Source organism: Hydrogenovibrio sp. (assembly GCF_965140365.1).
Lineage (GTDB): Bacteria > Pseudomonadota > Gammaproteobacteria > Thiomicrospirales > Thiomicrospiraceae > Hydrogenovibrio.
Map to the genome: position 1 here is coordinate 1,323,136 of NZ_OZ223196.1, position 22,966 is coordinate 1,346,101.

General features: G+C 46.4%; 29 protein-coding genes. 21 read left to right on the top strand and 8 right to left on the bottom strand.

The window, feature by feature from the left end:
• Positions 1-61: 61 nt before the first annotated feature.
• Genes AC0KH7_RS06360 through AC0KH7_RS06370 form a run of 3 tightly spaced genes read left to right on the top strand, consistent with a single transcriptional unit; the run spans position 62 to position 2,371 of the window.
• A complete protein-coding gene (locus AC0KH7_RS06360; protein WP_472371747.1) occupies positions 62-1,867 on the top strand; it encodes a M61 family metallopeptidase in 1,806 nt (601 codons plus the stop codon).
• Positions 1,852-2,097, top strand: a complete 246-nt coding sequence (locus tag AC0KH7_RS06365; RefSeq protein ID WP_029938126.1) for a SlyX family protein — start codon at positions 1,852-1,854, stop codon at positions 2,095-2,097. The genes AC0KH7_RS06360 and AC0KH7_RS06365 overlap by 16 nt, the downstream gene beginning before the upstream one ends.
• Before the next feature lie 16 nt (positions 2,098-2,113).
• The gene (locus AC0KH7_RS06370; RefSeq protein WP_472371749.1) at positions 2,114-2,371 is read left to right on the top strand and encodes a hypothetical protein; all 258 of its coding nucleotides are present in this window, start codon (positions 2,114-2,116) and stop codon (positions 2,369-2,371) included.
• 55 nt (positions 2,372-2,426) lie between these two features.
• Here AC0KH7_RS06370 and AC0KH7_RS06375 read toward each other — a convergent pair whose 3' ends face one another.
• The gene (locus AC0KH7_RS06375; protein ID WP_472371751.1) at positions 2,427-3,356 is read right to left on the bottom strand and encodes a bile acid:sodium symporter family protein; all 930 of its coding nucleotides are present in this window, start codon (positions 3,354-3,356) and stop codon (positions 2,427-2,429) included.
• A 101-nt stretch (positions 3,357-3,457) separates the two neighbouring features.
• Positions 3,458-4,438: an integron integrase gene (locus tag AC0KH7_RS06380; RefSeq protein ID WP_472371753.1), complete on the bottom strand. Its 981-nt coding sequence runs from the start codon at positions 4,436-4,438 to the stop codon at positions 3,458-3,460.
• Positions 4,439-4,604: 166 nt separating this feature from the next.
• On the opposite strand from AC0KH7_RS06380, the gene AC0KH7_RS06385 reads away from it, so the two are divergent.
• From AC0KH7_RS06385 to AC0KH7_RS06450, 14 genes are all read left to right on the top strand, one after another.
• The gene (locus tag AC0KH7_RS06385) at positions 4,605-4,781 is read left to right on the top strand and encodes a GFA family protein (protein WP_472371755.1); all 177 of its coding nucleotides are present in this window, start codon (positions 4,605-4,607) and stop codon (positions 4,779-4,781) included.
• Positions 4,782-4,901: 120 nt separating this feature from the next.
• Complete coding sequence (locus AC0KH7_RS06390) at positions 4,902-5,519, top strand: alpha/beta family hydrolase (RefSeq protein WP_472371757.1); 618 nt, start codon at positions 4,902-4,904, stop codon at positions 5,517-5,519.
• Between the two features lie 72 nt (positions 5,520-5,591).
• Positions 5,592-6,140 (top strand): DUF6624 domain-containing protein, encoded by a 549-nt coding sequence (locus AC0KH7_RS06395; protein WP_472371759.1) that lies wholly within the window; start codon positions 5,592-5,594, stop codon positions 6,138-6,140.
• Between the two features lie 101 nt (positions 6,141-6,241).
• Entirely contained in the window at positions 6,242-6,745 is a 504-nt protein-coding gene (locus AC0KH7_RS06400) for a GrpB family protein (protein ID WP_472371761.1), read from the top strand.
• Positions 6,746-6,797: 52 nt separating this feature from the next.
• Positions 6,798-7,355, top strand: coding sequence for a histidine phosphatase family protein (locus tag AC0KH7_RS06405; RefSeq protein ID WP_472371763.1), 558 nt, complete (start codon positions 6,798-6,800; stop codon positions 7,353-7,355).
• A gap of 137 nt (positions 7,356-7,492) precedes the next feature.
• Positions 7,493-7,957, top strand: a complete 465-nt coding sequence (locus AC0KH7_RS06410) for a DUF2867 domain-containing protein (protein WP_472373790.1) — start codon at positions 7,493-7,495, stop codon at positions 7,955-7,957.
• A 101-nt stretch (positions 7,958-8,058) separates the two neighbouring features.
• Positions 8,059-8,379, top strand: coding sequence for a DUF2834 domain-containing protein (locus AC0KH7_RS06415; protein ID WP_472371765.1), 321 nt, complete (start codon positions 8,059-8,061; stop codon positions 8,377-8,379).
• A 223-nt stretch (positions 8,380-8,602) separates the two neighbouring features.
• On the top strand, positions 8,603-9,019 hold the full coding sequence (locus AC0KH7_RS06420; RefSeq protein ID WP_472371767.1) for a GFA family protein: 417 nt from the start codon (positions 8,603-8,605) through the stop codon (positions 9,017-9,019).
• 171 nt (positions 9,020-9,190) lie between these two features.
• Positions 9,191-9,478: a YciI family protein gene (locus tag AC0KH7_RS06425; protein WP_472371769.1), complete on the top strand. Its 288-nt coding sequence runs from the start codon at positions 9,191-9,193 to the stop codon at positions 9,476-9,478.
• A 50-nt stretch (positions 9,479-9,528) separates the two neighbouring features.
• A complete protein-coding gene (locus tag AC0KH7_RS06430) occupies positions 9,529-10,083 on the top strand; it encodes an HNH endonuclease (protein WP_472371771.1) in 555 nt (184 codons plus the stop codon).
• 193 nt (positions 10,084-10,276) lie between these two features.
• Positions 10,277-10,582, top strand: a complete 306-nt coding sequence (locus AC0KH7_RS06435) for a DUF3175 domain-containing protein (protein WP_472371773.1) — start codon at positions 10,277-10,279, stop codon at positions 10,580-10,582.
• 104 nt (positions 10,583-10,686) lie between these two features.
• A complete protein-coding gene (locus AC0KH7_RS06440) occupies positions 10,687-11,103 on the top strand; it encodes a hypothetical protein (RefSeq protein WP_472371775.1) in 417 nt (138 codons plus the stop codon).
• Between the two features lie 22 nt (positions 11,104-11,125).
• Positions 11,126-11,944, top strand: coding sequence for an alpha/beta fold hydrolase (locus AC0KH7_RS06445; protein WP_472371777.1), 819 nt, complete (start codon positions 11,126-11,128; stop codon positions 11,942-11,944).
• A gap of 126 nt (positions 11,945-12,070) precedes the next feature.
• Positions 12,071-12,577 carry a DUF8051 family protein gene (locus tag AC0KH7_RS06450; RefSeq protein WP_472371779.1) on the top strand — a complete coding sequence of 169 codons (507 nt, stop codon included), beginning with the start codon at positions 12,071-12,073 and terminating at the stop codon, positions 12,575-12,577.
• A gap of 31 nt (positions 12,578-12,608) precedes the next feature.
• Here AC0KH7_RS06450 and AC0KH7_RS06455 read toward each other — a convergent pair whose 3' ends face one another.
• Complete coding sequence (locus tag AC0KH7_RS06455) at positions 12,609-14,894, bottom strand: right-handed parallel beta-helix repeat-containing protein (RefSeq protein WP_472371781.1); 2,286 nt, start codon at positions 14,892-14,894, stop codon at positions 12,609-12,611.
• 342 nt (positions 14,895-15,236) lie between these two features.
• On the opposite strand from AC0KH7_RS06455, the gene AC0KH7_RS06460 reads away from it, so the two are divergent.
• The 3 genes from AC0KH7_RS06460 (at position 15,237) to AC0KH7_RS06470 (ending at position 18,022) form a co-directional block, all read left to right on the top strand.
• Complete coding sequence (locus tag AC0KH7_RS06460; RefSeq protein ID WP_472371783.1) at positions 15,237-15,794, top strand: cytochrome P460 family protein; 558 nt, start codon at positions 15,237-15,239, stop codon at positions 15,792-15,794.
• Between the two features lie 63 nt (positions 15,795-15,857).
• A complete protein-coding gene (locus AC0KH7_RS06465; protein WP_472371785.1) occupies positions 15,858-16,589 on the top strand; it encodes a response regulator transcription factor in 732 nt (243 codons plus the stop codon).
• Positions 16,586-18,022, top strand: a complete 1,437-nt coding sequence (locus tag AC0KH7_RS06470; protein WP_472371787.1) for a sensor histidine kinase — start codon at positions 16,586-16,588, stop codon at positions 18,020-18,022. Before AC0KH7_RS06465 ends, AC0KH7_RS06470 begins: the two co-directional genes overlap by 4 nt.
• Positions 18,023-18,084: 62 nt before the next feature.
• Here AC0KH7_RS06470 and AC0KH7_RS06475 read toward each other — a convergent pair whose 3' ends face one another.
• From AC0KH7_RS06475 to AC0KH7_RS06495, 5 genes are all read right to left on the bottom strand, one after another.
• Positions 18,085-18,789, bottom strand: a complete 705-nt coding sequence (locus tag AC0KH7_RS06475) for a DUF445 domain-containing protein (RefSeq protein ID WP_472371789.1) — start codon at positions 18,787-18,789, stop codon at positions 18,085-18,087.
• A gap of 42 nt (positions 18,790-18,831) precedes the next feature.
• Positions 18,832-19,707, bottom strand: coding sequence for a 23S rRNA pseudouridine(2605) synthase RluB (rluB, locus tag AC0KH7_RS06480; RefSeq protein ID WP_472371791.1), 876 nt, complete (start codon positions 19,705-19,707; stop codon positions 18,832-18,834).
• Position 19,708: 1 nt separating this feature from the next.
• The gene (locus AC0KH7_RS06485) at positions 19,709-20,374 is read right to left on the bottom strand and encodes a site-2 protease family protein (protein WP_128384895.1); all 666 of its coding nucleotides are present in this window, start codon (positions 20,372-20,374) and stop codon (positions 19,709-19,711) included.
• A gap of 30 nt (positions 20,375-20,404) precedes the next feature.
• Positions 20,405-21,028: an L-threonylcarbamoyladenylate synthase gene (locus AC0KH7_RS06490; protein WP_472371794.1), complete on the bottom strand. Its 624-nt coding sequence runs from the start codon at positions 21,026-21,028 to the stop codon at positions 20,405-20,407.
• A gap of 155 nt (positions 21,029-21,183) precedes the next feature.
• Entirely contained in the window at positions 21,184-22,062 is an 879-nt protein-coding gene (locus tag AC0KH7_RS06495) for a PHP domain-containing protein (protein ID WP_472371796.1), read from the bottom strand.
• 239 nt (positions 22,063-22,301) lie between these two features.
• Here AC0KH7_RS06495 and AC0KH7_RS06500 point away from each other — a divergent pair, with 239 nt between their 5' ends.
• Positions 22,302-22,955, top strand: a complete 654-nt coding sequence (locus AC0KH7_RS06500) for a septation protein A (protein ID WP_472371798.1) — start codon at positions 22,302-22,304, stop codon at positions 22,953-22,955.
• Positions 22,956-22,966: the final 11 nt, after the last annotated feature.

Below are 22,966 nucleotides of genomic sequence, written 5' to 3' on the forward strand. Positions count from 1 at the left end.
CATTTTGACGAGTTCCTCAGCCAAGCTCTCATTTAAAAACAAACCAAGGAAAATCATCTCTATGCCGGACATACGTTATCGAATCGCCCCTGCCAACCCCAATGCCCATTTATTCCATGTTGAACTGGAAATCGACCAACCGGAAGTTGACGGGCAATCACTCAGCCTGCCGAACTGGATTCCCGGCAGTTATTTGATTCGAGACTTTTCCAAGCACCTGAACGACCTGCAAGCTGAAACCGCAAGCGGTGAACCTTTGCAAATCACGCCGCTTGAAAAATCCCACTGGCAAGTCGCGCCGCATAACGGGCCAATCAAAGTGCAATACAATGTGTACGCCTGGGATTTATCCGTCCGTGGCGCGCACTTTGACCAAACGCACGCTTTTTTCAATGGCACTTCGGTGTTTCTGGCGGTGGATGGCCAACGTGACCAGGCCTGCTCGGTGGAGATTGCTCCGTCGCCCTATTCGGAAGCGGAAAACTGGCGTGTTGCCACCACCCTGCCACCGGAAAACATCAATGAACACGGCTTCGGCTTATACCGCGCCGACAATTATTTAACGCTGATCGATTATCCGGTGGAAATGGGGCTCTTCCATTTACTGGAATTCGAAGCCTGCGGGATTCCGCACCAAATCGCCTTCACCGGCAAAATCGAATTTCATTGCATCGACAAAAAACAACTGCTGGACGATTTAACCCGCATCTGCGAAACCGAGCTGAAACTGTTCGGTCAGCCTTACCCGATTGAACGCTATCTTTTCCAAGTCACCGTCACCGAAAAAGACTACGGCGGTTTGGAACACCGCGACTCCACGGCACTCATCTGCGCACGCAGTGACCTGCCTTACTTAAACGACAACAAACGCAGCGACGGTTACATTCAGTTTCTGGAACTCTGCTCGCACGAATATTTCCACACCTGGAACGTCAAACGCATCCAGCCTGAAATCTATCAAACCGCGTCATTGAAGGAGCCGGTTTACACCAACCAACTCTGGTGGTTTGAAGGCATCACCTCCTTCTACGATGCCCAGATTTTGCACCGCGCCGGTATTCTCGAACACGACAGTTACTTGAACCAGCTCGCCAAAGAAATGACCCGTGTGTATCGCATGCCGGGCCGTTTCAAACAATCCGTGGCGGAATCCAGCTTTTTGACCTGGACCAAGTTCTACCAACAGGACGAAAACGCCCCCAATGCCATTGTCAGTTATTACACCAAAGGCAGTTTGATTGCGCTTGGGCTGGATTTGACCATCCGTGCCGAAACCCAAAACGCCAAATCACTGGACGACGTGTTACTGACCTTGTGGCGTGAATACGGTGCCACCGGAAAAGGCTTACAGGAAGGCGAAATCGAATCCATTTGCGAGCGTGCTTCCGGTTTGGATTTAAAAGACTTTTTCCAACGTTATCTGTTCGGCACCGAAGACCTGCCGTTTGAAAGCCTGTTCGCCAAATTCGGCATCGACTTCACCTTGCGCCCGGCCACCAACGCCAAAGACACCGGCGGCAAAACCGAGCAAAAAAGCTTCCCGCCGCAGTTGGGCGCCAACTTGGCCAATACCGAACATCAAACCGTCAAACTCACTCATGTCTGGAACGAACAATCCGCCGGGCAAGCCGGTTTAGCGGCTGGTGACGAAATCATCGCCCTGAGCGGTTTCAAAATGGCTTCCGTTCAAGCACTGGAAAGTTATCTGGCGCGTCAGGACATAGGAGACGACATCCCCTGCCACTATTTCCGCCGCGACGAACTGCATGAAACCGTCATACATCTGTACGAACCACCCTGCGACAGGGTATTATTGGAACCGGCGTTGAAAAAACCGGATGAGGCCTTAGAATGGATGAGCAAATAAATCAACAACTGATTGATTTAACCGATAAAATACATCACCTGGAAGTCAGCTCGGCTTACCAGGAAGATGTCATCGAGCATCTCAATAAAACACTGGGTAAACAACATCAGGAAATACAGCTTCTGCAAACGCAGGTAAAAGTATTGTCCGACTATATCAAACAACTCAAATACGAAATCGGCAGCGACATCAAATTGCCCAGCGAAGAAGTCCCGCCACCGCACTACTGAAACAGGAAAAAACAAGATGAAAACAAAATCCCTACTCTTCAGCGCCCTACTGATCTTAACCGCCAGTGCTCAAGTTTACGCCGTCGATTACGGCAAACTGGCCGAGTCGGTCGATAAACAAAAAGCCGTGGAATCGGTGGATCAGGAAAAGGCCACGGAAGCCCTGTCGGCCAAAGACGGCGTGGATTATCAAAAAGCCTACGAATCCGTCGATAAAGGCAAAGCCAAAGATTCCGTGGACATGGAAAAAGCTAAATCCGCTTTCGGGTTTTAAATTCCAGCACCCACTCAAATCATAAAAACCACCAGGCCTGGTGGTTTTTGCGTTTCTAAGGCAACGTCTCGTTTTCTTTGGTTTCTTTGCGCTGCCAATAGGCCGCCAACATTGACCCGGAAATATTGTGCCACACACTGAACAACGCGCCCGGCAACGCACTCACCGCGCCAAAATACTTCAACGCCAGCGCCACACTCAAGCCGGAATTCTGCATCCCCACTTCAATCGCCACCGTTTTCGCCACCCGCTTATCGAATCCGAACAAACGCGACAAACCATAGCCCGACACCAACCCAATCGCATTATGCAATACAATCACCAAGGCCAAACTCCACGCCAAGGAATGCAGTTGCGTGGTATTCAACGCCACCACAATCGCTACGATAATCACAATCGCAAACATTGAAAAAACCGGCAATACTGGCTGAATCAACTCCAGCGGTTTCGGAAAGAACTGATTCAACACCACACCCAACAACACCGGCAGCAGAATCAACTGTAACAAACTCACCAGCATATCCCACACCGGCACGGAAACGGTTTCGTTCAGATAAAACCACGTCAGCAACGGCAACAATACAATGGCGCACAAGGTCGAAACCAATGTCATGCTTACCGACAAGGCCACATCCCCTTTCGCCAAATACGCCATCACATTCGACGCCGTGCCGCCCGCCGTCGCACCGACCAGCATCAAACCGACCGTCAGCTCCGGTGACAAATGAAACAGCTTGGCCAACCCCAAGGCCGCCAGCGGCATCACAATAAACTGCACACTCACGCCCAATAATACGGCCGCCTTATTCTGCATCACCTGGCGGAAATCCTGCCAACGTAACGTCATCCCCATGCCGAACATCACCAGCATCAACAACGGCACAATCGCACTTTTCAAATCCACGAAAAACGTCGGCGAAAAAAACGCATACACCGAAAAAATCAACACCCAGACCGGGAAAAGATGAATCGAAAACACCGCCATATCGTTTAATCCTGCTTTGAATCAAGTGAGGTCATTTAAACAGGTTCATGCATGAAATACCAATTGAATACCGACAAAACCACCAGGCCTGGCGGTTTCAGTCACAACGCATCAAACGGACTCGCAACCCCTTGTCCGCCCTGTTTCAATACATGAGTGTAAATCATCGTGGTTTGTAAATTAGCATGGCCAAGTAAAGATTGAATGGTGCGAATATCCGTCCCCGTCTGCAATAAATGCGTTGCAAAGGAATGCCGAAACGTATGTGCACTCACTTTTTTATGAATACCACACGACTTAACAGCCCTTTTAATCGCCTTGTTCACCAGTGACTGGTCCACATGGTGGCGGCGAGTAATGCCAGAACGTGGGTCTTCCGCCAAATTGCTGCTGGGGAAAACATATTGCCAGGCCAATTCCTTATCTGCATTCGGATATTTTTTAGCCAACGCATAAGGCAAATAAACTGAACCAAAACCTTGCTTTAAATCCTGTTGATGAAGCGCTTTTACTTTTTCCAGTTGCACTTCTAATAATGGAATCAAATTATTTGCCAAAGGCGTTACCCGGTCTTTTTTGCCCTTGCCATCCCGCACCGTAATTTGCTTGAAACCAAAATCAATATCCTGCACCCGCAAACGTACCGCTTCAGTAATACGCAAACCAGAAGCGTATAGCATTTTCGTAATCAAGCCCGGCGCGCCATCCATCAAGGATAAAACCTGCCCAACTTCCTCCTTAGTCAACACCACCGGAATACGCGGTTCTTTACGCGAACGGCTCGCCTTAACATCCGAAAACGGCACATTTAAAACTCGGTTATAACAATAAACCAAAGCATTTAACGCCTGACTCTGCGTTGAAGGCGCCACGTTTTGTACCACTGCCAAGTTCGTCAAAAACGACTCCACCTTCTGAGCCGAATCAACCAACATCGCCTCACGACTCTCAAATGCATGAAATTTCACAAACCGCCGCACCCAATCGCAATAACTGTTTTCAGTCGAATACGCATAGCCCTCTCTACGTAATTTAGCGCGCATTTCATCTAGCAACGATGTTTTCTTTGATGTATTATTCATAAAAGTGCTTTTTCGCTATGACAGGAATATCAATACAATATCGCATAACCTGTCACAATAACAGGTTTAACTCAATATAAGAGCATAAATACCTGAAAAGCATGCCAGTATAAAATAACAAGGCAAAAGTACCTTATACTAAATGTTAAGTTCTAAAGGATTTCACATGATAGGTAAATGTTTATGTGGTGGAGTTGAGTTCGAGATCGCTGATACCATTCCAAATCTGTATCAATGCCACTGCTCTCAATGTCGCAAACAAGGAGGATCGGCCTCAAATTCAGCGACGATTGTCAATGGAAAACAATTTTCATGGAAGTTTGGTGAAAACCTGCTAAAGTAGAGTTAAGGTTCATTTCCAAAGAAAGAGTCATGAATGCTTAACAATAAACTCAACCCGACCGCGCTAAAGCGCGGCCGGTTAGCTTAAACGTTATGTTTTCCTCATTCCCGAGACCTGAGTGTGACAAAAAATAATATTATTCTTTTAGTTGGCCGCTCTGATTGGCAAAAAGATGAAGCTTTAAATTTAGCTCTACTCAATAAATTGAGAGCGAATAACATCGAAGTCCTTTGGGAAGATCCGGCTGCTGAGGTTATTCATCTTCTCAGAAAAATTGAGAGTAAAATTGGCATTCTTCCAAAAAGAATGAGAAAGCTTAATCTCCGAATAGTTCAGATACTTTATGGGTTGTTAAATCCATCTTATCTTGTCTATCTATACAAAAGAAAACGCAACGATGTGCTATCTCGTTGTGAATTATTGGCAAATATAATTTGCACACGTGGTATCGCAGCACAGACCATCATTCTTTCACGATCTTCTGGTGGGCGAGTTTCGTCGTTAATCGCAGATCAATTGGGGATCAAACATATTGTTTGTTTAGGCTACCCTTTCAAACATCCCCATCACGGTGATGAGCCTGAACGATATGCTCACTTGGCGCAGTTGAAAACCCCAATGCTCATCATTCAAGGTGTTGATGATGAATATGGTGGGCTAGAAATAGAACATAAATATGTCCTCAGTGAAAAAATAGAGTTGATTGAGCGTGTCACTGGTTTAAGCAAAAAAACATAACAAAAACTTAAATTTGGACGTCACTACGTGCCGCCAATTAAGTCAAAGTTAGCCAGCAAAGGAATCATTGAGTTGAATCAGGAATTAAAAAACGAATTGCAGTCGATGCAACAGAAAGATCAACGAGTTTTGCAAGAATTAATTGATAGCGGAGAGTTGGGAACTAATGATTACCATCCTAGAATGAAAGCAGTTCATGAAAAGAACAATGCGCGCATCAAGGAAATTATCAACCAATATGGTTGGCCAGGTTTTAGTTTAGTCGGCAAAGAAGGTTCAGAAGCCGCCTGGTTAGTCGTTCAGCATGCGGTTTTGGATACAGAATTCATGGATAAATGCTTACCCCTGTTACAAAATGCAATAACTCAGGGTGAAGCAGAAGGATGGTGTCTGGCATACCTTCAAGACAGGGTTCTTACAATGTCAGGTAAGCCTCAAAAATATGGCACCCAGCATGACATTGACGAAAATGGAATTGCCTATCCATTGCCAATTGAGGATCCTGAAAAAGTTGAAACGCTACGCAAGGAAGTAGGGCTTGAGCCACTTTCTGATGCTACGAAACGAATTCAACAAAGGCACAATTTAACCGTGGCCAATCGTCGTGAAAATAATGGCTAAACAAAGCAAATTCACTTGGACAGCAAAAAAAAGCGCCGCTCCGCTTTGCTTTTTTGCTTCCGGTGATTTGCGGCGTTAGCATCAAGAGGAAAGTTTGAACCATGAGCAGAGCACCTGTAATCCTTGAAGAGTATGATTCTTCGTGGCCTGCGAAATTCGAGAAAGAAAAAGATCACCTGATGGCTATTGCTGGCAAATGGTTTTATGGAAGTATTGAGCATGTAGGCAGTACAGCTATTCCTGGCATGGTCGCGAAACCAGTCATAGATGTTATGTTTGGTGTTAAGTCGTTAAATGAATCCAAACCTGCAATAGAAGCTCTTGTAGAAAACGGGTATGAATACTGGCCTTATAAAACCGAAGTAATGCATTGGTTTTGTAAACCATCCGACGCTTTCCGAACTCATCATCTTCACTTAATCCCGTATGAAAGCCCGCTATGGCAAGAACGTATTAAATTCCGTGAGCTTTTGCTTTCAAATGACAAAGTGGCAAAAGAATATGCAAATTTAAAACGTAAGCTGGCTTCGGAATATAAAGAAGATCGTGAAGCTTATACAGAACAAAAGTGGCCATTTATTCAACGGGCTTTGCGAGACATGTAATGCTAACAAAGCCACGTAGATTATCGCCACCCCGTTATGTTAAAAGGACAAAATGAAAATCGTCATACTAAGACACGGAAAACCCATTATCCCGTCATTGAGAAAACTTAGCGCATCGGCGTTTTCGGGCTGGGTTCATGAATACAATGCTGCTGGTTTATGTCCAACATCAAAGCCAACGAAACACGCGAAAAAGTGTGCTGATGAATGCAATGCCGTTGTTTGTAGCACATTACCTAGATCAATTGAGTCAGCAAAGGCATTTAATAATAAAAGCATTGTTTTATCCGATCCAATCTTTAACGAGGCAGGATTGCCAGTTGCGAATTGGCAAGTATTGAAGCTAACCCCCAAAATATGGGCAGTAGTATTTAGAATTCTCTGGTTGTTGGGCTATTCAAGAAATTCTGAGACATTAAAAGAAGCAAAATTCAGGGCATCAGAAGCAGTGGAAAAACTTTCAGATTTAGCACAGGAGTATGAGAGCGTTCTCTTTGTAGGACATGGTGTTTACAATAGAATGCTAGCTAATGAACTAAGGCGTCGTGGTTGGGCTGGGCCAAAAAATCCGGGGTCTAATCATTGGACATTCGGTATTTATGAACAATAAAAACATAACAAGGCAAATTCACTGGGACGCCAAAAGGCGCCGCTGCGCCCTGCTTTGCAGCGTTATACATTCTAGTAGCGATTAATTTGGCTATTTTTGAGTCGTACTCCATATACAAAAAAGATGAGTAATTGAAAATGAGTAACGTAATAGCAACTGAGCTTCCATTACAAAGCCTTCTTGGTGATCGGGTGAAGACAACTGATTTCTTGGATTGTTACTCTGTTAAGTCCGACCTGTCACCTCGTGATGCTGCAGATATCATTACGGACTTTCCAGGTTGGGCTCGTTTCCTTATAGGGATACGTGATTTTGTGACCACGCCATTTGATCTTTCAAGTGACGGTCCTGCAGCATCAGATAAGGTTGGCTTTTTCCCTGTGGAAATGGAAAACAGTCACGAATTGATTGCTGGATTTAACGATAGACACTTGGATTTTAGAGTTTCAGTAATTTCTCAAGAAGGGAGAGTGTTCTTAGCGACATGGGTGCATACGCATAATATAGGTGGAAAACTTTATCTTAAAACTATTCTTCCATTCCATATTCTTATTGCTCGCAATGCTTTAGCTCGCGTCAGAACGGCCAGTATTGTGAAATAATGTATGAAAAATTGCTACACTGGAAAAATTACTCGCGATCGCTATTTTTTTAGTGGACAAGACGTTAAAGCTTATTGCTAAAAATTTGCAAGGATAGCGAAATGGAAAGGTTTTATTTGGTTCTTACTTTGTTAGGTATTTTTCTGCCGTATGGGGCTTTTATTCCTTGGCTAGTTGATAATGGTTTAAATATTGGTCTTTTGTTTAATGAAGCTGTGGCTAACCCTATTAGTATGTTTGCTTGGCTTGATATTTTAGTAGCGGCTGTTGCTTTACTGAGTTTTATCGTTGTGGACGGTCATAGAAATAAAGTGAGATATCGATATCTTGCAGTGCTTGGAACTTTGATTGTTGGCGTGTCGTTCGGGCTTCCATTGTATCTATACTTCAAGGAAAAGCAGTCCCCTCAACCACAGCCCTAACAAGCAAAGGCAGCATGCCCCTGGGAGGCTGGACCTCGCTACGCTCGGCCGCTGCTTTAGGCGTTAAGCTGACCGCAAGCGGCCAGCTTAACGGGGTGGCGATAATAGATTAGCTGGTGAAACCGCGTGCGACAGCCTACCACGCCCCAAAAATTAAAATTTTTCGTGCGCGAAGCCACGCAGGTTATCCCCACCCCGTTAGCTGTATAGATTGGAGAAAATCATGAACAATATTCAATATCCCATCAAAGGATCTTGCCAATGTGGTGAGGTTACCTATGAGCTTCTTGAGCCGCCTTTGATGGTTGTCGCCTGCCATTGCAAAGAATGTCAAAAATTATCTACTAGTGCGTTTAGCATAACAGCAATAGTTAAATCAGATAGCGTAAAATTTAAAGGCATAATGAGTGAGTGGAGTCGAGTTGCAGATAGTGGCAATGTCAACGGGGCAAAATTTTGTCCTACGTGTGGCAATAGAATTTATCATTTCAATCCTAACGAGCCAGATCAGTTAAAACTCAAACCAAGTAATTTAGCAGATACCCGCATCATAAATCCGACTGTTCATGTGTGGGTAAGCGAGAAACAAGATTGGTTCCAAATCCCAGATGGGGTTAAAGTTTTTGATAAACAGCCGTAATTTAAGAAACAGCTAACAAGTTGCTGCACTCGGACTCGATACAGTTGTCGCGGTTTTTGCTAAAAAAAATTAGCAAAAACCGCGACAACTTACTCATCAGTGAGCAAGGCGTTATGTCTCAGCCTCTTAGAATTGGCATTAAATTGTAATCAGAGAAAAAGGAATATAGCTATGTTTGTAGTGTCACTGACTTACGTTTGTGAACTGAGTGAAATTGAAAAACACTTAGCAGATCATATTGAGTACCTTGATGAAAATTATGCGAAAGGTATATTTCTTGCGTCAGGCCGTAAAGAACCTAGAACGGGTGGTGTCATTCTAGCCCAAATGGAAAGTCGTGCTGAATTAGAAAAATTAATAGCTAAAGACCCTTTCAAAATCAATGGATTGGCTAATTATGAAGTGATAGAGTTCATTCCAAGTAAAACGTCAGAAGCGCTTTCTTTTTTGTGTGCTTAGAAAAAAACATAACAAGTAGCTGCACTGGACGCTTGCGACAGTATAACGGGGTGGCAAAAAAAGAACTAAACACCGTGCAAGAAGTCTTGTTTTGGTCGTATGCCAATCTCGCTATGGCGCATACGGCTGTGGATAGAAAACAAGAAAAATACGCTACATTTAACTACATGATAAGAGCGAAGCTGTTCAAAGGACTTATTAAAGGAACGATGAACATCCGAACATTATTTGATGATGAGAAAGTAAAATTATTGTCAGGTACCAAATGCAGCTATTGTGGTTCCACTGAGAATTTAGCGCTTGACCATATTTTTGCTAAAAAACTAGGTGGAAAAGATGCAGGAGATAATTTGATTTATGCGTGTCGGTCTTGTAACAGCTCAAAAGGAAAAAAAGACATGATGGAATGGATGAATGATCAGAATTCATTTCCACCATTAATGATACTGAGGCGTTACTTGAAGCTGGTCGTTTCGTATTGCATTGAAAATAATCTAATGCAATGCCAAGTAAATGAAGTGCAAAATCAAAGACATCCGTTCAATATTAACTATATTCCAGTGAGCTTCCCAAAACCCAGTGAATTGGTGCTGGTTGTTGAATAAGCACATAACAAGGAAAATTACTCGGACGCCCAAAATCCCCGCTACGCTCTGCTTTTTGTCTCCGGTGATTTTCGGCGTTAAGCTGACCGAAAGCGGTTAGCTTAACGGGGTGGCGATAATAGACCTGGTGAGGCCGCCTGCGGCAATCTAATCAAGCAAACTCTGTATAACCACGTAGTCGGAATCGTCTTTTATGGCAACGAATTCAAAAAACAAAAACTCCTCTACTGCTTCGAAATGGTCTCAAGAAGTCACCGAACACAGTCATGCGCTGGATTTGGAGGAAGGTGTTTTCACTTGGGACGACCCAAAGAAAATTGCCGAATCGCTTAAAAAGTCCGCTGATTCAAGCCGTCACCGCAAAACAACGCCCTTTCAATCGGCCATGTCGATGTTGGTTTTCTATATCAATCGCGCCGGGAAAAAACTGGCTCCGGCGCAAGCCGCTATTCTGGAAGACGCCAAACAAGAGCTACGCAAGCTTTACGACAAAACATAGTCTTTCCGCCAGGCCTGGTCAAAACCGTTGTTCACCTCACTTTTTGCGACCAGTGATGTAAGATGTTATGCTTATTTCTCCACCGCCATTGAAAGGATGTTTTTATGAAGGTCAATACTGAGTCAAATCATTTTAACATCACGCAACGCGCGCAGGCATCCACGGCTGAAAATATCAATTCTGCATCGTTTTCGTCCGCACTAACAACAGCCACGGCCGAAACAGCTCCCGTCAAACAGACAGATTTCACAAGCATGACGCGTAAGGAAATGTTTGACTGGATGAACGACCAAATCCGTAGCGGGGAAATGTCGCTTGATGAAAGCTCACCTTTCATGGGAATGACTATGAAAATCTCGGTGACGACCGGTCAACCAGCCAATATGGCGACAGACACCACGCGCATCAATTTTATTGAAAAGGCCCGTTTAGGCCTTGAAGCTGCCCGAGCAAACTACGATCCAGATTTGGCAGAAAGGTTGCAAACTGCGCTTGAAATCATGCGTAGGCGCTTGGCGTGATGCACGTGCGTGAAGAACGATTATGAATGATTGGAATCTTTCCGAATCTTATAATTTCAAAGGGCGGAACGTTCGATATGGAACCATAGGTGATGGTCCACCCATGGTGCTTGTACATGGCACCCCTTGGTCGTCATTTAATCTACGTCACTTAATCGAAGGTTTGTCCAGAGAGTACAAGGTCTACTTTTTTGACCTGCTGGGCTACGGTCAATCCAGTAAAGAGGAAGGCGATGTTTCATTAGGTGTTCAAAATGAACTTCTGAATGATTTGCTTGACCATTGGAAGCTGGATAACCCGATGATTGTTGGGCATGATTTTGGTGGTGCCACCACGCTAAGAGTTCACCTACTCAATAACCGAACGTTTGAGAAAATAATTCTGATTGATCCGGTGGCCGTTTCTCCTTGGGGCTCTCCTTTTTTCCGACATGTGAATATCCATGAAACCGCTTTCACAGGATTACCAGAATATATTCATGAAGCAATCGTCCGAGCTTATGTGCAAACGGCTGCCTATACACCGCTTGATGAAGAGACATTGAACGGTATTGTTTCGCCATGGCTCGGTGAAGAAGGTAAGGCGGCATTCTATCGCCAAATCGCTCAGGCGGATTCCAAATATACCGACGAAGTTCAAGCGCTGTATCATAAAATCACGACGCCCACTTTGATTTTGTGGGGACGGGAGGATAGCTGGATACCTTTGGCGCGAGGGGAAGAGCTTCACAAAATGATACCGAATTCTGTTCTTCGTATTATTGATGATTCAGGCCACTTAGTCATTGAAGAGAAACCCGGTGACTTAGTAAAGGAAATCTTAGCTTTTACTGAGGCCTAAACTAAAACTTTAACTAGGATTAACTAAGACCTAAAATTACATAACCAAACCATGTCCCCGGATGCAAAGCCCTTCCCTTTCGGCTTCGCCACCGGTGATGGCCAGCGTTAGGAAAAGGAAAAGAAAATGATGGCAAAATATATAATTTACTCAGTCCCCACGCTTTTGTTACTTTCAACTATTATGCTTTCGACGTTAGTTCCTGGCGGCCCTGTTGAAACGAGGAAATTTGGTCATTATTCACCATTTATATTAGGCGCGTTCAATACCTTTCTCACCATATTGGTATTTGGGAGTCTGGTCGTTGTCTATTTTTGTTTTGCGGGGCATCAGTGGGCCTACTATGCCGCCGCAATTTGCGGGATATCCTATTTTTTAGTCTATGCGCTTGATCTTGGGAAGATCTTCCCGGTATCGCCGGACAAAATGTCACCGGCTTTATTCATTATTGAACTGACCGGCCTCATATTGTCCATTCCAATGACATGGCTATCGTTTATGTCCGCGTCCATGTTGGAAACCGAAACACAGGACTTTCAATTGTCAGGCTTCGGAATGGCTTTACTTTTCTTAATGGTAATCTTGGGCATTGGAATCGTTATATCCGCCACCAAGGTTACGATGAAAAAGTAATCAGCGAATCAGCGCCTAGCAATCAGTTCAATCAGTTAAGCGTAATGACCTTGGAAGGCGTTATCCACCGGGATGCCGGAATGGAAGACGGTCTGGACGTCACACCGGCGTCATTCGCGATGATTTGCGCATCGGGAATATTGGTGGCGATTTTTTGATTTCCGCTGTACGACAACGCTGTCGGGTAGCTCGTGCCTTCATAGGTGAATGGACAGATATTGAAAAACTGGTCGTAATGCCAGAAATTGCCGTCATAGGCAATGTCACCATAGGTTCGGCAACCGCCGGTATCATAGCCATACTCGAAATCGTTCATCAGTGAAAAGATGGCGTATTGGATATAGAAAGGATCGTTGAGCGTAATGTCCGTGCCAAAGAAGGCCTTGGCTTGAGGGTTGTTATACATGACGTTGTTCTTGACGTTGATGTGTCGGCTCATGCCGTCGCTGTAAACGGTGTTACCGCCGCGATTCGGGTTCTTGTCGGAAAAGACATTGCCCTCAATCAACAGCGCGTTTTCCGCTGAACTGCCTTGATACCCGGTGGTATAAACACCGCCGCCGTCCCAGAGTTGTTCCAGTGTGGAATAGGTACGGTTATTGGTGATTTTGTTATCGCTGTTCGGCGTGTAATCGGTATGCACGCCCCACATATACGGCGTGGCGGTTGACAAGCCTAGATTGACACCCGGATCGAGCAGCCCCCAGCCCCAACCCATCGCAATGGCGGACCAAGGCGTGTACATAATGGTGTTGTGGTCGATGAGCGTATTGGCCGAGAAGCCGACATAAATGCCGGCCACATCATAATATTCCTGGCCGACATGACGTATGAGGTTGTTGGAAATAGTGTTGTTTTGGGTAATTTGCGCGCTGTTGGGCGCATAATCTTCTTGCTGGACGCCACCCAACCAAATCGCGGATGAGGAAATGTCTTCAAACAAATTACTGCGAATCACCGAATTCTGCGTGCCGGTACCGAAATGCAGAGCGACCGCGCCCATGTGTTCAAAAATATTGCCATCAAACACCACGCCATTGACATATTCCAGCTCGATATTGCCTGGCGTTTCCTGCACATACTGGACATGGCCGATGCTGTTGTAGTTATAGGTGGTATCAACCACCAGGTTACCACTTTGGTCGGACACATAACCGATATTGGTGCTCGGCGTCATCCAGGTGGCATAAGCAAAATTCAGGTTTTGGAACCGCAGATTTTTGACGGGTTCCGACGGTGAGCCCGTCACCGTAATCAACTTTTGCAAAAACGGCATTTCGGCCGTGGCGGTGGACATGTCCTGGCCATCCAGCGGGATGTAGTAAACGGTGTCTTGGCTTTTATCTAGGTACCACTCCCCTTTTTCATCCAGAAATTCATAGGCATTTTCAAAAAAAGCGACCCGGAAGAAGCTCCACATATTGGTTTGCGTTTTATCTTTGTCCAAATAAAGGTTGGAATTTGTCCAGGCTGGGTCTTGAAGCGTTATCAGCCCGGTTTTGGTCAAGTCGTAATCGAGATAGCCATCGTCGGAAACGTCAATCGTAATTTCATGGATATAAAACAACAGTTCGTCAACGGAACTGATATGGGTGTTGTTGTAGTTTGGGTAGGAGGTAATGGACTTGAGCGGCACACGCTGCATTTTCCATTGCGGTAACGAGACGGCTTCAATGTCTTCAATATTTCGCCAGGTGTTTGGATTGGGCCAGTTGGCATCCAGTGAACCATCCATCTTTTGCACCGGAATGTACAAAATGCCGCCCGGATCGCTGCTGGCCGGGGAAGCCGGATTATAACCGTAATACGGCCAGAACCCACCCGGGTAATTTCCTGTTCTCGCCCGCGTCGCTCTCACGCCATTAATGTAAAGCTGGCGGGAATTAAGACCTTTGGCATTGGCGCAATAGATATTCTTGCCGGCATCGCATAATGTCCAGTTGTCGATCTGTTTTGAACCGTATAAACCAACATCGGCCCCGTCTTGCGCTTTGTAAGTGACCATGAAGCCGTTTTGCGGGGAGTCACTTGCATCAAACGTCAAGGTTTCATCCAACCGGTAAACACCTTCCTTAAGGTTGACGGTGATATTGGTCGCTGAATCCGTGATTTTCCGCGCTTCTTGCTGTGCGCGTTGTATCGTTTTGAAAGGACTGTTCAAACTGCCACTGCTGGCATCATCGCCATCGGGTGAAACCCAAATATCATAGTTATTAGCCGTATCACCGCCGGAGTCAAACAGATTGCAGGAAACAAGGAAAAGCGGTGCGGTTACCGTGAACAAAAAAACAATATAACCTTTAATAATGACCTTCATGGGACCACCTTCCCTTCCTGAGTGCATGTGTCGTTCCATCCGTTTTAAAATGATGCGAAAACTGATTTGATTCATCTAAGTAAAATTTTTATCAATTTCGATTTTCCCATGATTTTACATGGATTTTGGGTCTATAAAAGCAAAAAATAGTTTTGAGCTCAAAACTTTATGTTTTTTATGTATCTGCTGGATGAACGAATGACAATCCCCCTTTTCCCCAGGCCTGGCCAAAAGCGCTATTTCAATTTGTGAGTGAATTGTGAACCTTTTGTGAGGACTTCTTGTCGGTAAATTTCAATAATGCTCCCGCAAGCAATCAAATCTCACCAAAGGAGAATCACCATGAAAGCGCTATTCACTTACGCCAGCGTATTTGCATTATTCACCAGCAGCCTGGCTTTTGCCATGAGCGACACGGCAACCGAGCAGCCACGTTACGAAATTCCGCCACCGACGGCCAACGGCATTGATTTTCCGGTCAATTATCAAGACTGGGACATTGTTGCGGTTTCCCACCGTGAAGATAACAAAACCCTGCGCGCCATTATTGGTAACGACATCGCGGTAAAAGCCGTTGAAGCCGGGCAAACCAACCCCTGGCCCGATGGTGCGGCGTTGGGCAAACTGGTTTGGAAAGACCGCCAGGATAACCACTGGAAAGCCGCAACGGTTCCGGGCAAGTTCATTCATGCCGAATTCATGTTCAAGGATGCCGAAAAATGGAAAGACACCAAAGGCTGGGGGTGGGCACGCTGGCTAGGCACGGAACAAAAACCCTTCGGCAACACACCTCAAGCGGCCAGTGCCTCTTGCATCGCCTGCCACACACCGGTTAAAGGACAGGATTGGGTCTTTACCAAACCGGCCATTTTACCGAAACGCATTTACAGCAAAAAATAACCTTACCTGCTAACGGGTTCTATTTTGTAAAATGGAACCCGGTTTATTAAGAGAATACCTTTTATGTCCCCTGCCTTTCATGCCCTCATTGTTGAAGACGATCCGGATATCGCACACCTGGTCGCTCTGCAGGTGGACAGCCTACAGGGAAGCCATCACCATGTTTCCCAACTGGGGGAGGCGCAAGTCTATTGCGAACAGCACCCCATCCATTTACTGATTCTGGATTTGTCCTTACCCGACGGCGATGGCCTGGCATTTTGCCGACGATTTCGCGAACAGGATGAAACCACCCCGATACTCATGCTCACCGCGCGCTCCGATGAAGTGGACCGTGTCCTTGGTTTGGAACTGGGTGCCGACGACTATTTAAGCAAACCCTTCGGCCTGGCCGAACTTAAAGCCCGTATCAAAGCCTTGATTCGTCGCGCCAATCATATTCATGCCCAATCGTCACCCACAACCGTGTCATTGGGGCAATTAAAGATTGACCCGAAAAAGCACCAGGCCTGGCTATTTCAGCAAGAGCTTCATTTAACCGCCAAAGAGTTCGAATTACTGCACTTTTTGGCTCGCCACCCGGGCGAAGTGTTCAGCCGTTTGGATTTGCTCGAACAGGTTTGGGGCATCGAGCATGATGGTTACGAACATACCGTCAATTCGCATTTGAACCGATTGCGCAATAAGGTGGAAGCGGATCCGGCCAATCCGTGCCTGCTGGAAACCGTTTGGGGCGTGGGTTACAAACTCAATGCCGATGCCCTGCAAACGGCATCCGAGGCGGAAACGCAATGAATATTTTCCTAAAATCCGCGTTAGCCAGACGTTACAGCTTGTTGTTTATACTGGTGTTTTCTATTATGGGCTTCACCTATCTTGCCATCAGCCTGTTCGGTTCTCATTACTATCTGAAACAGGTGCAAACCCAAGTTCACCAACACATTGCCGAGACCTTGGTGCAAGACCACGATTTAGTTGAACGAGGTCAAGTGGATCAAGACGCGCTCGCCACCACCTTCAAGCGCTATATGCTGTTGAACCCTTACTTGGAAATTTATCTGGTCAACCGAAACGGACAGGTGCTGCAATATTCGGCGGACGACAAAAAGATTCTGCGTCGTCATATTGATATGACACCGCTGTTCGCGGCGCTATCGAAACCTTCCGACGCTGGCCGCCCTTTTCCGATGGGCGATGACCCGAGAAAAGCCACCGGGCAAGCGCCGTTTTCCGTGGCCGCTCTGCCAGACGGTTTGTTTTTGTATGTGATTATCCGAAACAGTGTCGAGCAAGAAGCCAACCGCCAATTACAGGAAAGCCTTTTATTGGAGTTAAGCGCCTGGTCGTTTCTGGTCAGTTTACTGGTGGGTTTAATATTGGGTGGCGGTGTTTTCTGGCACCTGACGCGCCGTTTGGTGGCGCTATCACAAACGGTTGAACACTTTAAAAGCCATCCGGAACAGCCGATTCAAGCCCAACCGAAACCGCATCCAGACGATTTGGACCGACTGCAAACCACGCTGGCTGATATGTCACAACAATTGCATCAAACCTTAACGCAACTGGAAGACACCGACCGTCAGCGCCGCTTTATGATTTCCAGCCTGTCGCACGATTTGAGAACACCTTTGACCAACCTGCTCGGTTATATGGAGCAGGCTTCGCAAACCACGCAGGATGTCTACTTGGAAATTGCCTATAAAAACGGTTTGAAGCTGAAACATTATCTCGACCAACTGTTCGACTTCGCCAAGCTGGAGCTGGAATCCTTTCAGTTGCGCCGCCAAAGCTTATCCTTAAGCGAGTTCTGTTTCGATATTCTGCAACACTATCAGCACACCACGCCGGAACGTACCTTTAAAGCCGACATTCAACCAGGCCTGCTTTATGAGTTTGACCCGAATCGTTTGGAAAGCGCGATTCGTAATCTACTCGACAATGCCGTCAAATACGGCCAAGGCACCACCGTGTTGTCATTGAAAGCACAGGGCTCGGAACTGGAAATCGCTGTCCGCGACGAGGGCGAGCCTTTGGACGAGACATTTCAAACCTATTTAACCCATCCGTTTGCTCAGCAAACCGCCGCGCAACCACATCGGCCAAACGCCGGTTCCGGCCTCGGGCTGCAAATCGTCAAGACCATTGCCGAAAAACACGGCGGCCATTTTGAATACCGAGGTGGAATCGCCCACAGCTTTGTCATCATTCTGCCGTACGAGAACGATTAGCCAGGCTTTGGACAAAGCTTTGGATGATTTTTTGAGCGTTTTAAGAAGAAATCAAGGTGGGATTACAATTGCAATAGCGCATTGGAAGCCAACCCGATCAGACCACCGAATACACCACCCCAAACAACCAGCCAACCCAAGTGCTCTTCAATCATCTGTTGCACCATGGTTTTGACCATTTTCGGTGTGAGTTCGGCCAAACGGGCTTCGATAATGGCTTCCACTTTATGCCGAATTTCCGCCATCACATCCGGTTGATCGATTTCATTTTGCAGCAATTCCACGAACTGCTCTTTTTCGGTCATTTCAATCAACGCGGCTTTCATGTTACTCACGAAAGGGTCTTTTAACGGATTCAGTGCGTCTTTACCGCCAAACATGCCAAGCATGCTGCCGAAGCTGGACGCCATAATCACATCCGCCAGACGATCAAAGGCCGGGGTTAAATCGACTTTTTCAATCACCGGAGCTAAATGCAAGCTTGGCTGGGCGCTTTGGTTAACAAAACGGTCGATGTTTTCCTGTGTGAAAAACTGCTGCATCATCAAGTCTCGAATAGCTGTCTTGAAGGCTTCAAAACGTGCCGGAATGACCCCGGAACCCACCAGGCCTGGCACTTTTTCAAATAACATATAAATGGCCAACCAGTTGGTCAATGCGCCCGACAAAGCAAACAAACCGACCATTAACAGCCAATTGTTCGGCAAGAGCAACCCGGCCATTAACAGTAACAAACTAATGAGGTTGGTAATAAAACTCTTATTCATTTTTGCAACAATGTTCCTATCAAGTGCATTTAAATCTTTGAATTACTTGCGTTTACCTTTGTATGGGCTTTTGCCGCCCGATATCGGCTTATTGGCATTTGTGGGGCGAGTGCGGATATCCGGCCGGGCCTCTTCCGGCAAACCAACCGATTTCAACAGTTGATTGATTTGTTTCCAGGTTAACGCTTCCGTTTTGCCTCGGCGCAAAGTACGGGGTAAATCGAAAATGCCGTAGCGAGTGCGCACCAAGCGGCTGACTTGTACGCCTTGCGATTCCCAAATACGGCGTACTTCGCGGTTACGGCCTTCCTTGATGATGACTCGATACCACTGGTTGATGGAATCTTCTTCCTGTTGCGGAATTTTGTCAACGCGTTCAAATTTGGCCCAGCCGTCTTCCAGCTTGACGCCTTTTTTAAGCTGTTTGATGATGTCATCCGACACCTCGCCAAACACGCGCACCGAATATTCCCGCTCCATTTCATAGGACGGATGCATCATGCGGTTGGCCAGTTCACCGTTATTGGTCAAAACCAACAAGCCGGAGGTATTGATATCCAGGCGACCGACACTGACCCAGCGACTGTTGATGATACGCGGCAAATGCTCGAAGATGGTCTCTCGGCCTTTTTCGTCTTTTCGGCTACACACCTGCCCTTCCGGTTTATTGTATAAAATGACCTGAGTCGGTTGGGTGGCGAGACGCGTTTCTCGAACTTGCTGATCGCGAACTTTAATCGTATCCGTGGTAAAAGCACGGTCGCCGAGTGTGGCGACTTTACCGTTGACCTTCACCAGACCTTCGGCAATCAGTTTCTCCACTTCGCGCCGCGACCCGAAACCGCCGCGCGCCAAAATTTTCTGAAGCTTTTCACCCTGCGGCTTGGCAACGTTTGTTGTGTGTTTTGTATTCGTCATATCAGTGTAATCCCACCAGTTGCAGCAAATAGCCCTGAAGCGCTTGATAAGGCCCGGAAATAATCGGCCCCAATACGCCTAAAAACATCATGCCTAATAGAATAAATAGGCCATAAGGTTCCAGGCGGTTGTAAGTGTAAGATAAGCCGGATGGCAAAAACGCCGATACAACGCGGCTGCCGTCCAACGGTGGGATCGGAATCATGTTCAGCACGAGCAACACCAGGTTAATGGCGATGCCCGCCATACCGGAATAGGCCAGAAACTGACCGATATTGTCCGGTGAGGTGCCACCGGCCGACAGGTCATAACCGATTTTGGCGACAATCGCCCAACCGATGGCCATCAGCAAATTCGATAATGGCCCGGCCACCGCGACCCAAGCCATGTCTCTGGCCGGATTTTTAAAGTTACGGGCATTCACCGGAACGGCTTTGGCCCAGCCAAATACAAACCCGCCCAGTACCAATAACGCAATCGGAACAATAACGGTACCGACCAAGTCGATATGCTTTAATGGGTTTAGGGTAACGCGACCGAGCATTTCCGCGGTTTTATCGCCCAGTTTGGACGCCACCCAGCCGTGTGCCGCCTCATGCAAGGTAATGGCCAGCAACACCGGAATGGTCCAAATGGCGATTTTCTGCATTATCGAAAGTTCAATCATGATTTCCTCTCATCAGCCGAATGCGTTCGACTATTCGTTAAACTCGCCCTGCCCCTGGCGAATCAAGACCGGCACGTCTTCGGTAAAGTCGATAACGGTGGTGGGTTCATAACCGCAGAAGCCACCATCCACAACCGCATCCAAAGCATGGCCGATGGTTTCCTGAATGGTCCAACCATCCGTCATCGGCAATTCTTCGCCCGGTAAAATCAACGATACCGAAATCAACGGCTTGTCAAAATAAGACAGCAGCGCATTCGTAACGGTATTGGGGGTGACGCGTAAGCCGATATATTTACGCTTCGGCGTTTGCAAACGGCGCGGAACTTCACGGCTGGCCGGTAGAATAAACGTATAAGGGCCCGGTAAATGCGATTTCAAATAACGAAATTGTACATTTCCAACTTTTGCGTAGGCCGATAAGTGGCTTAAATCGGGGCAGACCAATGTGAAGTAATGCTTGTCGTCCAACCGACGAATGGCACGAATGCGGTCAGCGCCCTCTTTATTATCCAGCAGACAGCCCAAGGCATAACCCGATTCCGTAGGGTAGGCAATGACGCCGCCTGAATTCAAAATATCGACCGCCTGTTTTAAAATTCGTTCTTGAGGGTTGTCGGGGTGTACCGACAAATATTGACACTCTCTTCGCACAATGATTTCCGTTTAATTTGGTTTGCTGGCCGAGACTCACGCTGAAGGCCGAGGTTGCAACGCCGAAAATTATACTGCAAAACCCTTTAAAAAGCGCCAGGAATCCAATAAATTCAATTAAATAACATCATTAGTTTGAAGTTCGGTTCTGGAATTTAAGCGTTATGGTTTCCGAGCAGAGTCTCTTGCGTGGTCTTGGATAAACTATTTTCAAACAATTCCCAAACCGGCTGGCAAATTTTAGGCATTGGAGCCAACCACCCCAAATCCCGCCAGGTCTGCTCCGGACGATGAAAATCGGATCCTAAAGAGGCATGTAATTCATAGCGTGCGGCTCGCTGTGCCATCCCGATTTGATCGGCACAAGGACGTGGCTGATTGACCACTTCAAGCGCCTGACCACCGGAGGCCTTAAACTCTTCAATCATTTTATTGAGTTTATTGGAACCGATTTTATAAATATGCGGATGCGCAATCACCGGTACGCCTTTCGCCTCCAGAATCCAATCCACCACCTCGGTTAACTCCGGCCATTCAACCGGGGCGTACATAGGCTTGCCTTTTTTCAGAAAGCGGTCAAAAGCTTGTTGATGGTTCTTGATATGCCCTTCTTCAATCAGCACCTGAGCAAAATGATTACGGCCAATCATCCCTTCTCCGACGGCGGGTAGAATTTTTTCCAATAAGCCGTTGAAGCGGCGGCTTTGAAATTTGGCATCGATTTCAAATGCCCGTGTCCAGCGTTTGATGCGATTCAACTTCAAACCGGCTTGCAAACGCTCGTTATTAACGTCAACATTCAAACCGACTACATGAATCGTATGGCCTTGCCATTGGCAGGAAATTTCCGAGGCGGGAATCAAATCCAGCCCTGCGTCTTCGGCGTAGCGCTGAATTTGTTCATAACCGGCGGTAGTGTCATGGTCGGTAATGGCTAAGGCGGAAAGCTCCTTTTCCAAAGCTCGATCAATCAGTTCTTTCGGCGTCAAAGAACCGTCCGATGCGGTCGTGTGGCAGTGAAAATCGGCTTTCATGGTCTTTCCTAATTGCGTTGATATGGGTTGATATTGGGTTGATCTTGAATCAAGGGATGCGTCAATTCTGACGATAACAGTAAAAAAACCGCTCGCGGGTTTCTTTACAATGGAATCCCATATAAAATTGCGGTTCCAGAGTCATTCAGCAAAACCATTGATTGGATTTATAATGGTTTTAGAAACGGTAAAAAGAAACGGCTCTTTTTATTCTACCAAACACAGCCAAAAGTATTGTAATGAAACTATTATTCGATTTATTTCCCGTCATCCTCTTTTTCATCGCCTTCAAGCTCTACGGCATTTATGTCGCCACCGCCGTGGCCATCGTCGCCTCAATTCTTCAAGTGGCTTATGTGTATGCCAAAAACAAGCGCGTCGAAAAAATGCACATTATCACCCTGGCGTTGATTGTCATTCTTGGGGGCGCCACGCTGATTTTCCAAGACGAAGCCTTTATCAAGTGGAAACCGACGGTCGTTAACTGGGGCTTTGCACTGGTGTTTCTGGGTAGCCACTTTATTGGCGAAAAACCGATTATCCGCCGCATGATGGACCAGGCCATCAGCTTGCCGGATCGCGTTTGGTTGAACTTAAGCTATATGTGGGTTGTGTTTTTCATTTTCTCCGGCGTGGCCAACATTTACGTGGCTTACCAATACGATACCGACACCTGGGTAAACTTCAAACTGTTCGGTTTAATGGGCTTGACGTTGGTGTTCATCATCATCCAAGGCATTTACATCAGCCGTTACATTAAAGAAACCGGTAAAAATTTCGATGAGACCGAACAACGTGTCATGGATGCGTCCATCGAAACGCTGGCGGATGCAGAACTGGATTCGGTTTCACCGGCCAAGTCACGCAACAAGCCATCCGAAGAGTCGCATTAAACGATTCGCTT

Bases quoted from the DNA above. Each gene is read 5' to 3' on its own strand.
- AC0KH7_RS06360 (WP_472371747.1), top strand. From the start codon at position 62: ATGCCGGACATACGTTATCGAATCGCCCCTGCCAACCCCAATGCCCAT.
- AC0KH7_RS06365 (WP_029938126.1), top strand. From the start codon at position 1,852: ATGGATGAGCAAATAAATCAACAACTGATTGATTTAACCGATAAAATA.
- AC0KH7_RS06385 (WP_472371755.1), top strand. From the start codon at position 4,605: ATGATAGGTAAATGTTTATGTGGTGGAGTTGAGTTCGAGATCGCTGAT.
- AC0KH7_RS06410 (WP_472373790.1), top strand. From the start codon at position 7,493: ATGAGTAACGTAATAGCAACTGAGCTTCCATTACAAAGCCTTCTTGGT.
- AC0KH7_RS06380 (WP_472371753.1), bottom strand. From the start codon at position 4,438: ATGAATAATACATCAAAGAAAACATCGTTGCTAGATGAAATGCGCGCT.
- AC0KH7_RS06450 (WP_472371779.1), top strand. From the start codon at position 12,071: ATGATGGCAAAATATATAATTTACTCAGTCCCCACGCTTTTGTTACTT.
- AC0KH7_RS06470 (WP_472371787.1), top strand. From the start codon at position 16,586: ATGAATATTTTCCTAAAATCCGCGTTAGCCAGACGTTACAGCTTGTTG.
- AC0KH7_RS06400 (WP_472371761.1), top strand. From the start codon at position 6,242: ATGAGCAGAGCACCTGTAATCCTTGAAGAGTATGATTCTTCGTGGCCT.
- AC0KH7_RS06475 (WP_472371789.1), bottom strand. From the start codon at position 18,789: ATGAATAAGAGTTTTATTACCAACCTCATTAGTTTGTTACTGTTAATG.
- AC0KH7_RS06415 (WP_472371765.1), top strand. From the start codon at position 8,059: ATGGAAAGGTTTTATTTGGTTCTTACTTTGTTAGGTATTTTTCTGCCG.
- AC0KH7_RS06435 (WP_472371773.1), top strand. From the start codon at position 10,277: ATGGCAACGAATTCAAAAAACAAAAACTCCTCTACTGCTTCGAAATGG.
- AC0KH7_RS06445 (WP_472371777.1), top strand. From the start codon at position 11,126: ATGAATGATTGGAATCTTTCCGAATCTTATAATTTCAAAGGGCGGAAC.
- AC0KH7_RS06370 (WP_472371749.1), top strand. From the start codon at position 2,114: ATGAAAACAAAATCCCTACTCTTCAGCGCCCTACTGATCTTAACCGCC.
- AC0KH7_RS06485 (WP_128384895.1), bottom strand. From the start codon at position 20,374: ATGATTGAACTTTCGATAATGCAGAAAATCGCCATTTGGACCATTCCG.
- AC0KH7_RS06455 (WP_472371781.1), bottom strand. From the start codon at position 14,894: ATGAAGGTCATTATTAAAGGTTATATTGTTTTTTTGTTCACGGTAACC.
- AC0KH7_RS06500 (WP_472371798.1), top strand. From the start codon at position 22,302: ATGAAACTATTATTCGATTTATTTCCCGTCATCCTCTTTTTCATCGCC.
- AC0KH7_RS06465 (WP_472371785.1), top strand. From the start codon at position 15,858: ATGTCCCCTGCCTTTCATGCCCTCATTGTTGAAGACGATCCGGATATC.
- AC0KH7_RS06495 (WP_472371796.1), bottom strand. From the start codon at position 22,062: ATGAAAGCCGATTTTCACTGCCACACGACCGCATCGGACGGTTCTTTG.
- rluB (WP_472371791.1), bottom strand. From the start codon at position 19,707: ATGACGAATACAAAACACACAACAAACGTTGCCAAGCCGCAGGGTGAA.
- AC0KH7_RS06440 (WP_472371775.1), top strand. From the start codon at position 10,687: ATGAAGGTCAATACTGAGTCAAATCATTTTAACATCACGCAACGCGCG.
- AC0KH7_RS06460 (WP_472371783.1), top strand. From the start codon at position 15,237: ATGAAAGCGCTATTCACTTACGCCAGCGTATTTGCATTATTCACCAGC.
- AC0KH7_RS06425 (WP_472371769.1), top strand. From the start codon at position 9,191: ATGTTTGTAGTGTCACTGACTTACGTTTGTGAACTGAGTGAAATTGAA.
- AC0KH7_RS06375 (WP_472371751.1), bottom strand. From the start codon at position 3,356: ATGGCGGTGTTTTCGATTCATCTTTTCCCGGTCTGGGTGTTGATTTTT.
- AC0KH7_RS06420 (WP_472371767.1), top strand. From the start codon at position 8,603: ATGAACAATATTCAATATCCCATCAAAGGATCTTGCCAATGTGGTGAG.
- AC0KH7_RS06405 (WP_472371763.1), top strand. From the start codon at position 6,798: ATGAAAATCGTCATACTAAGACACGGAAAACCCATTATCCCGTCATTG.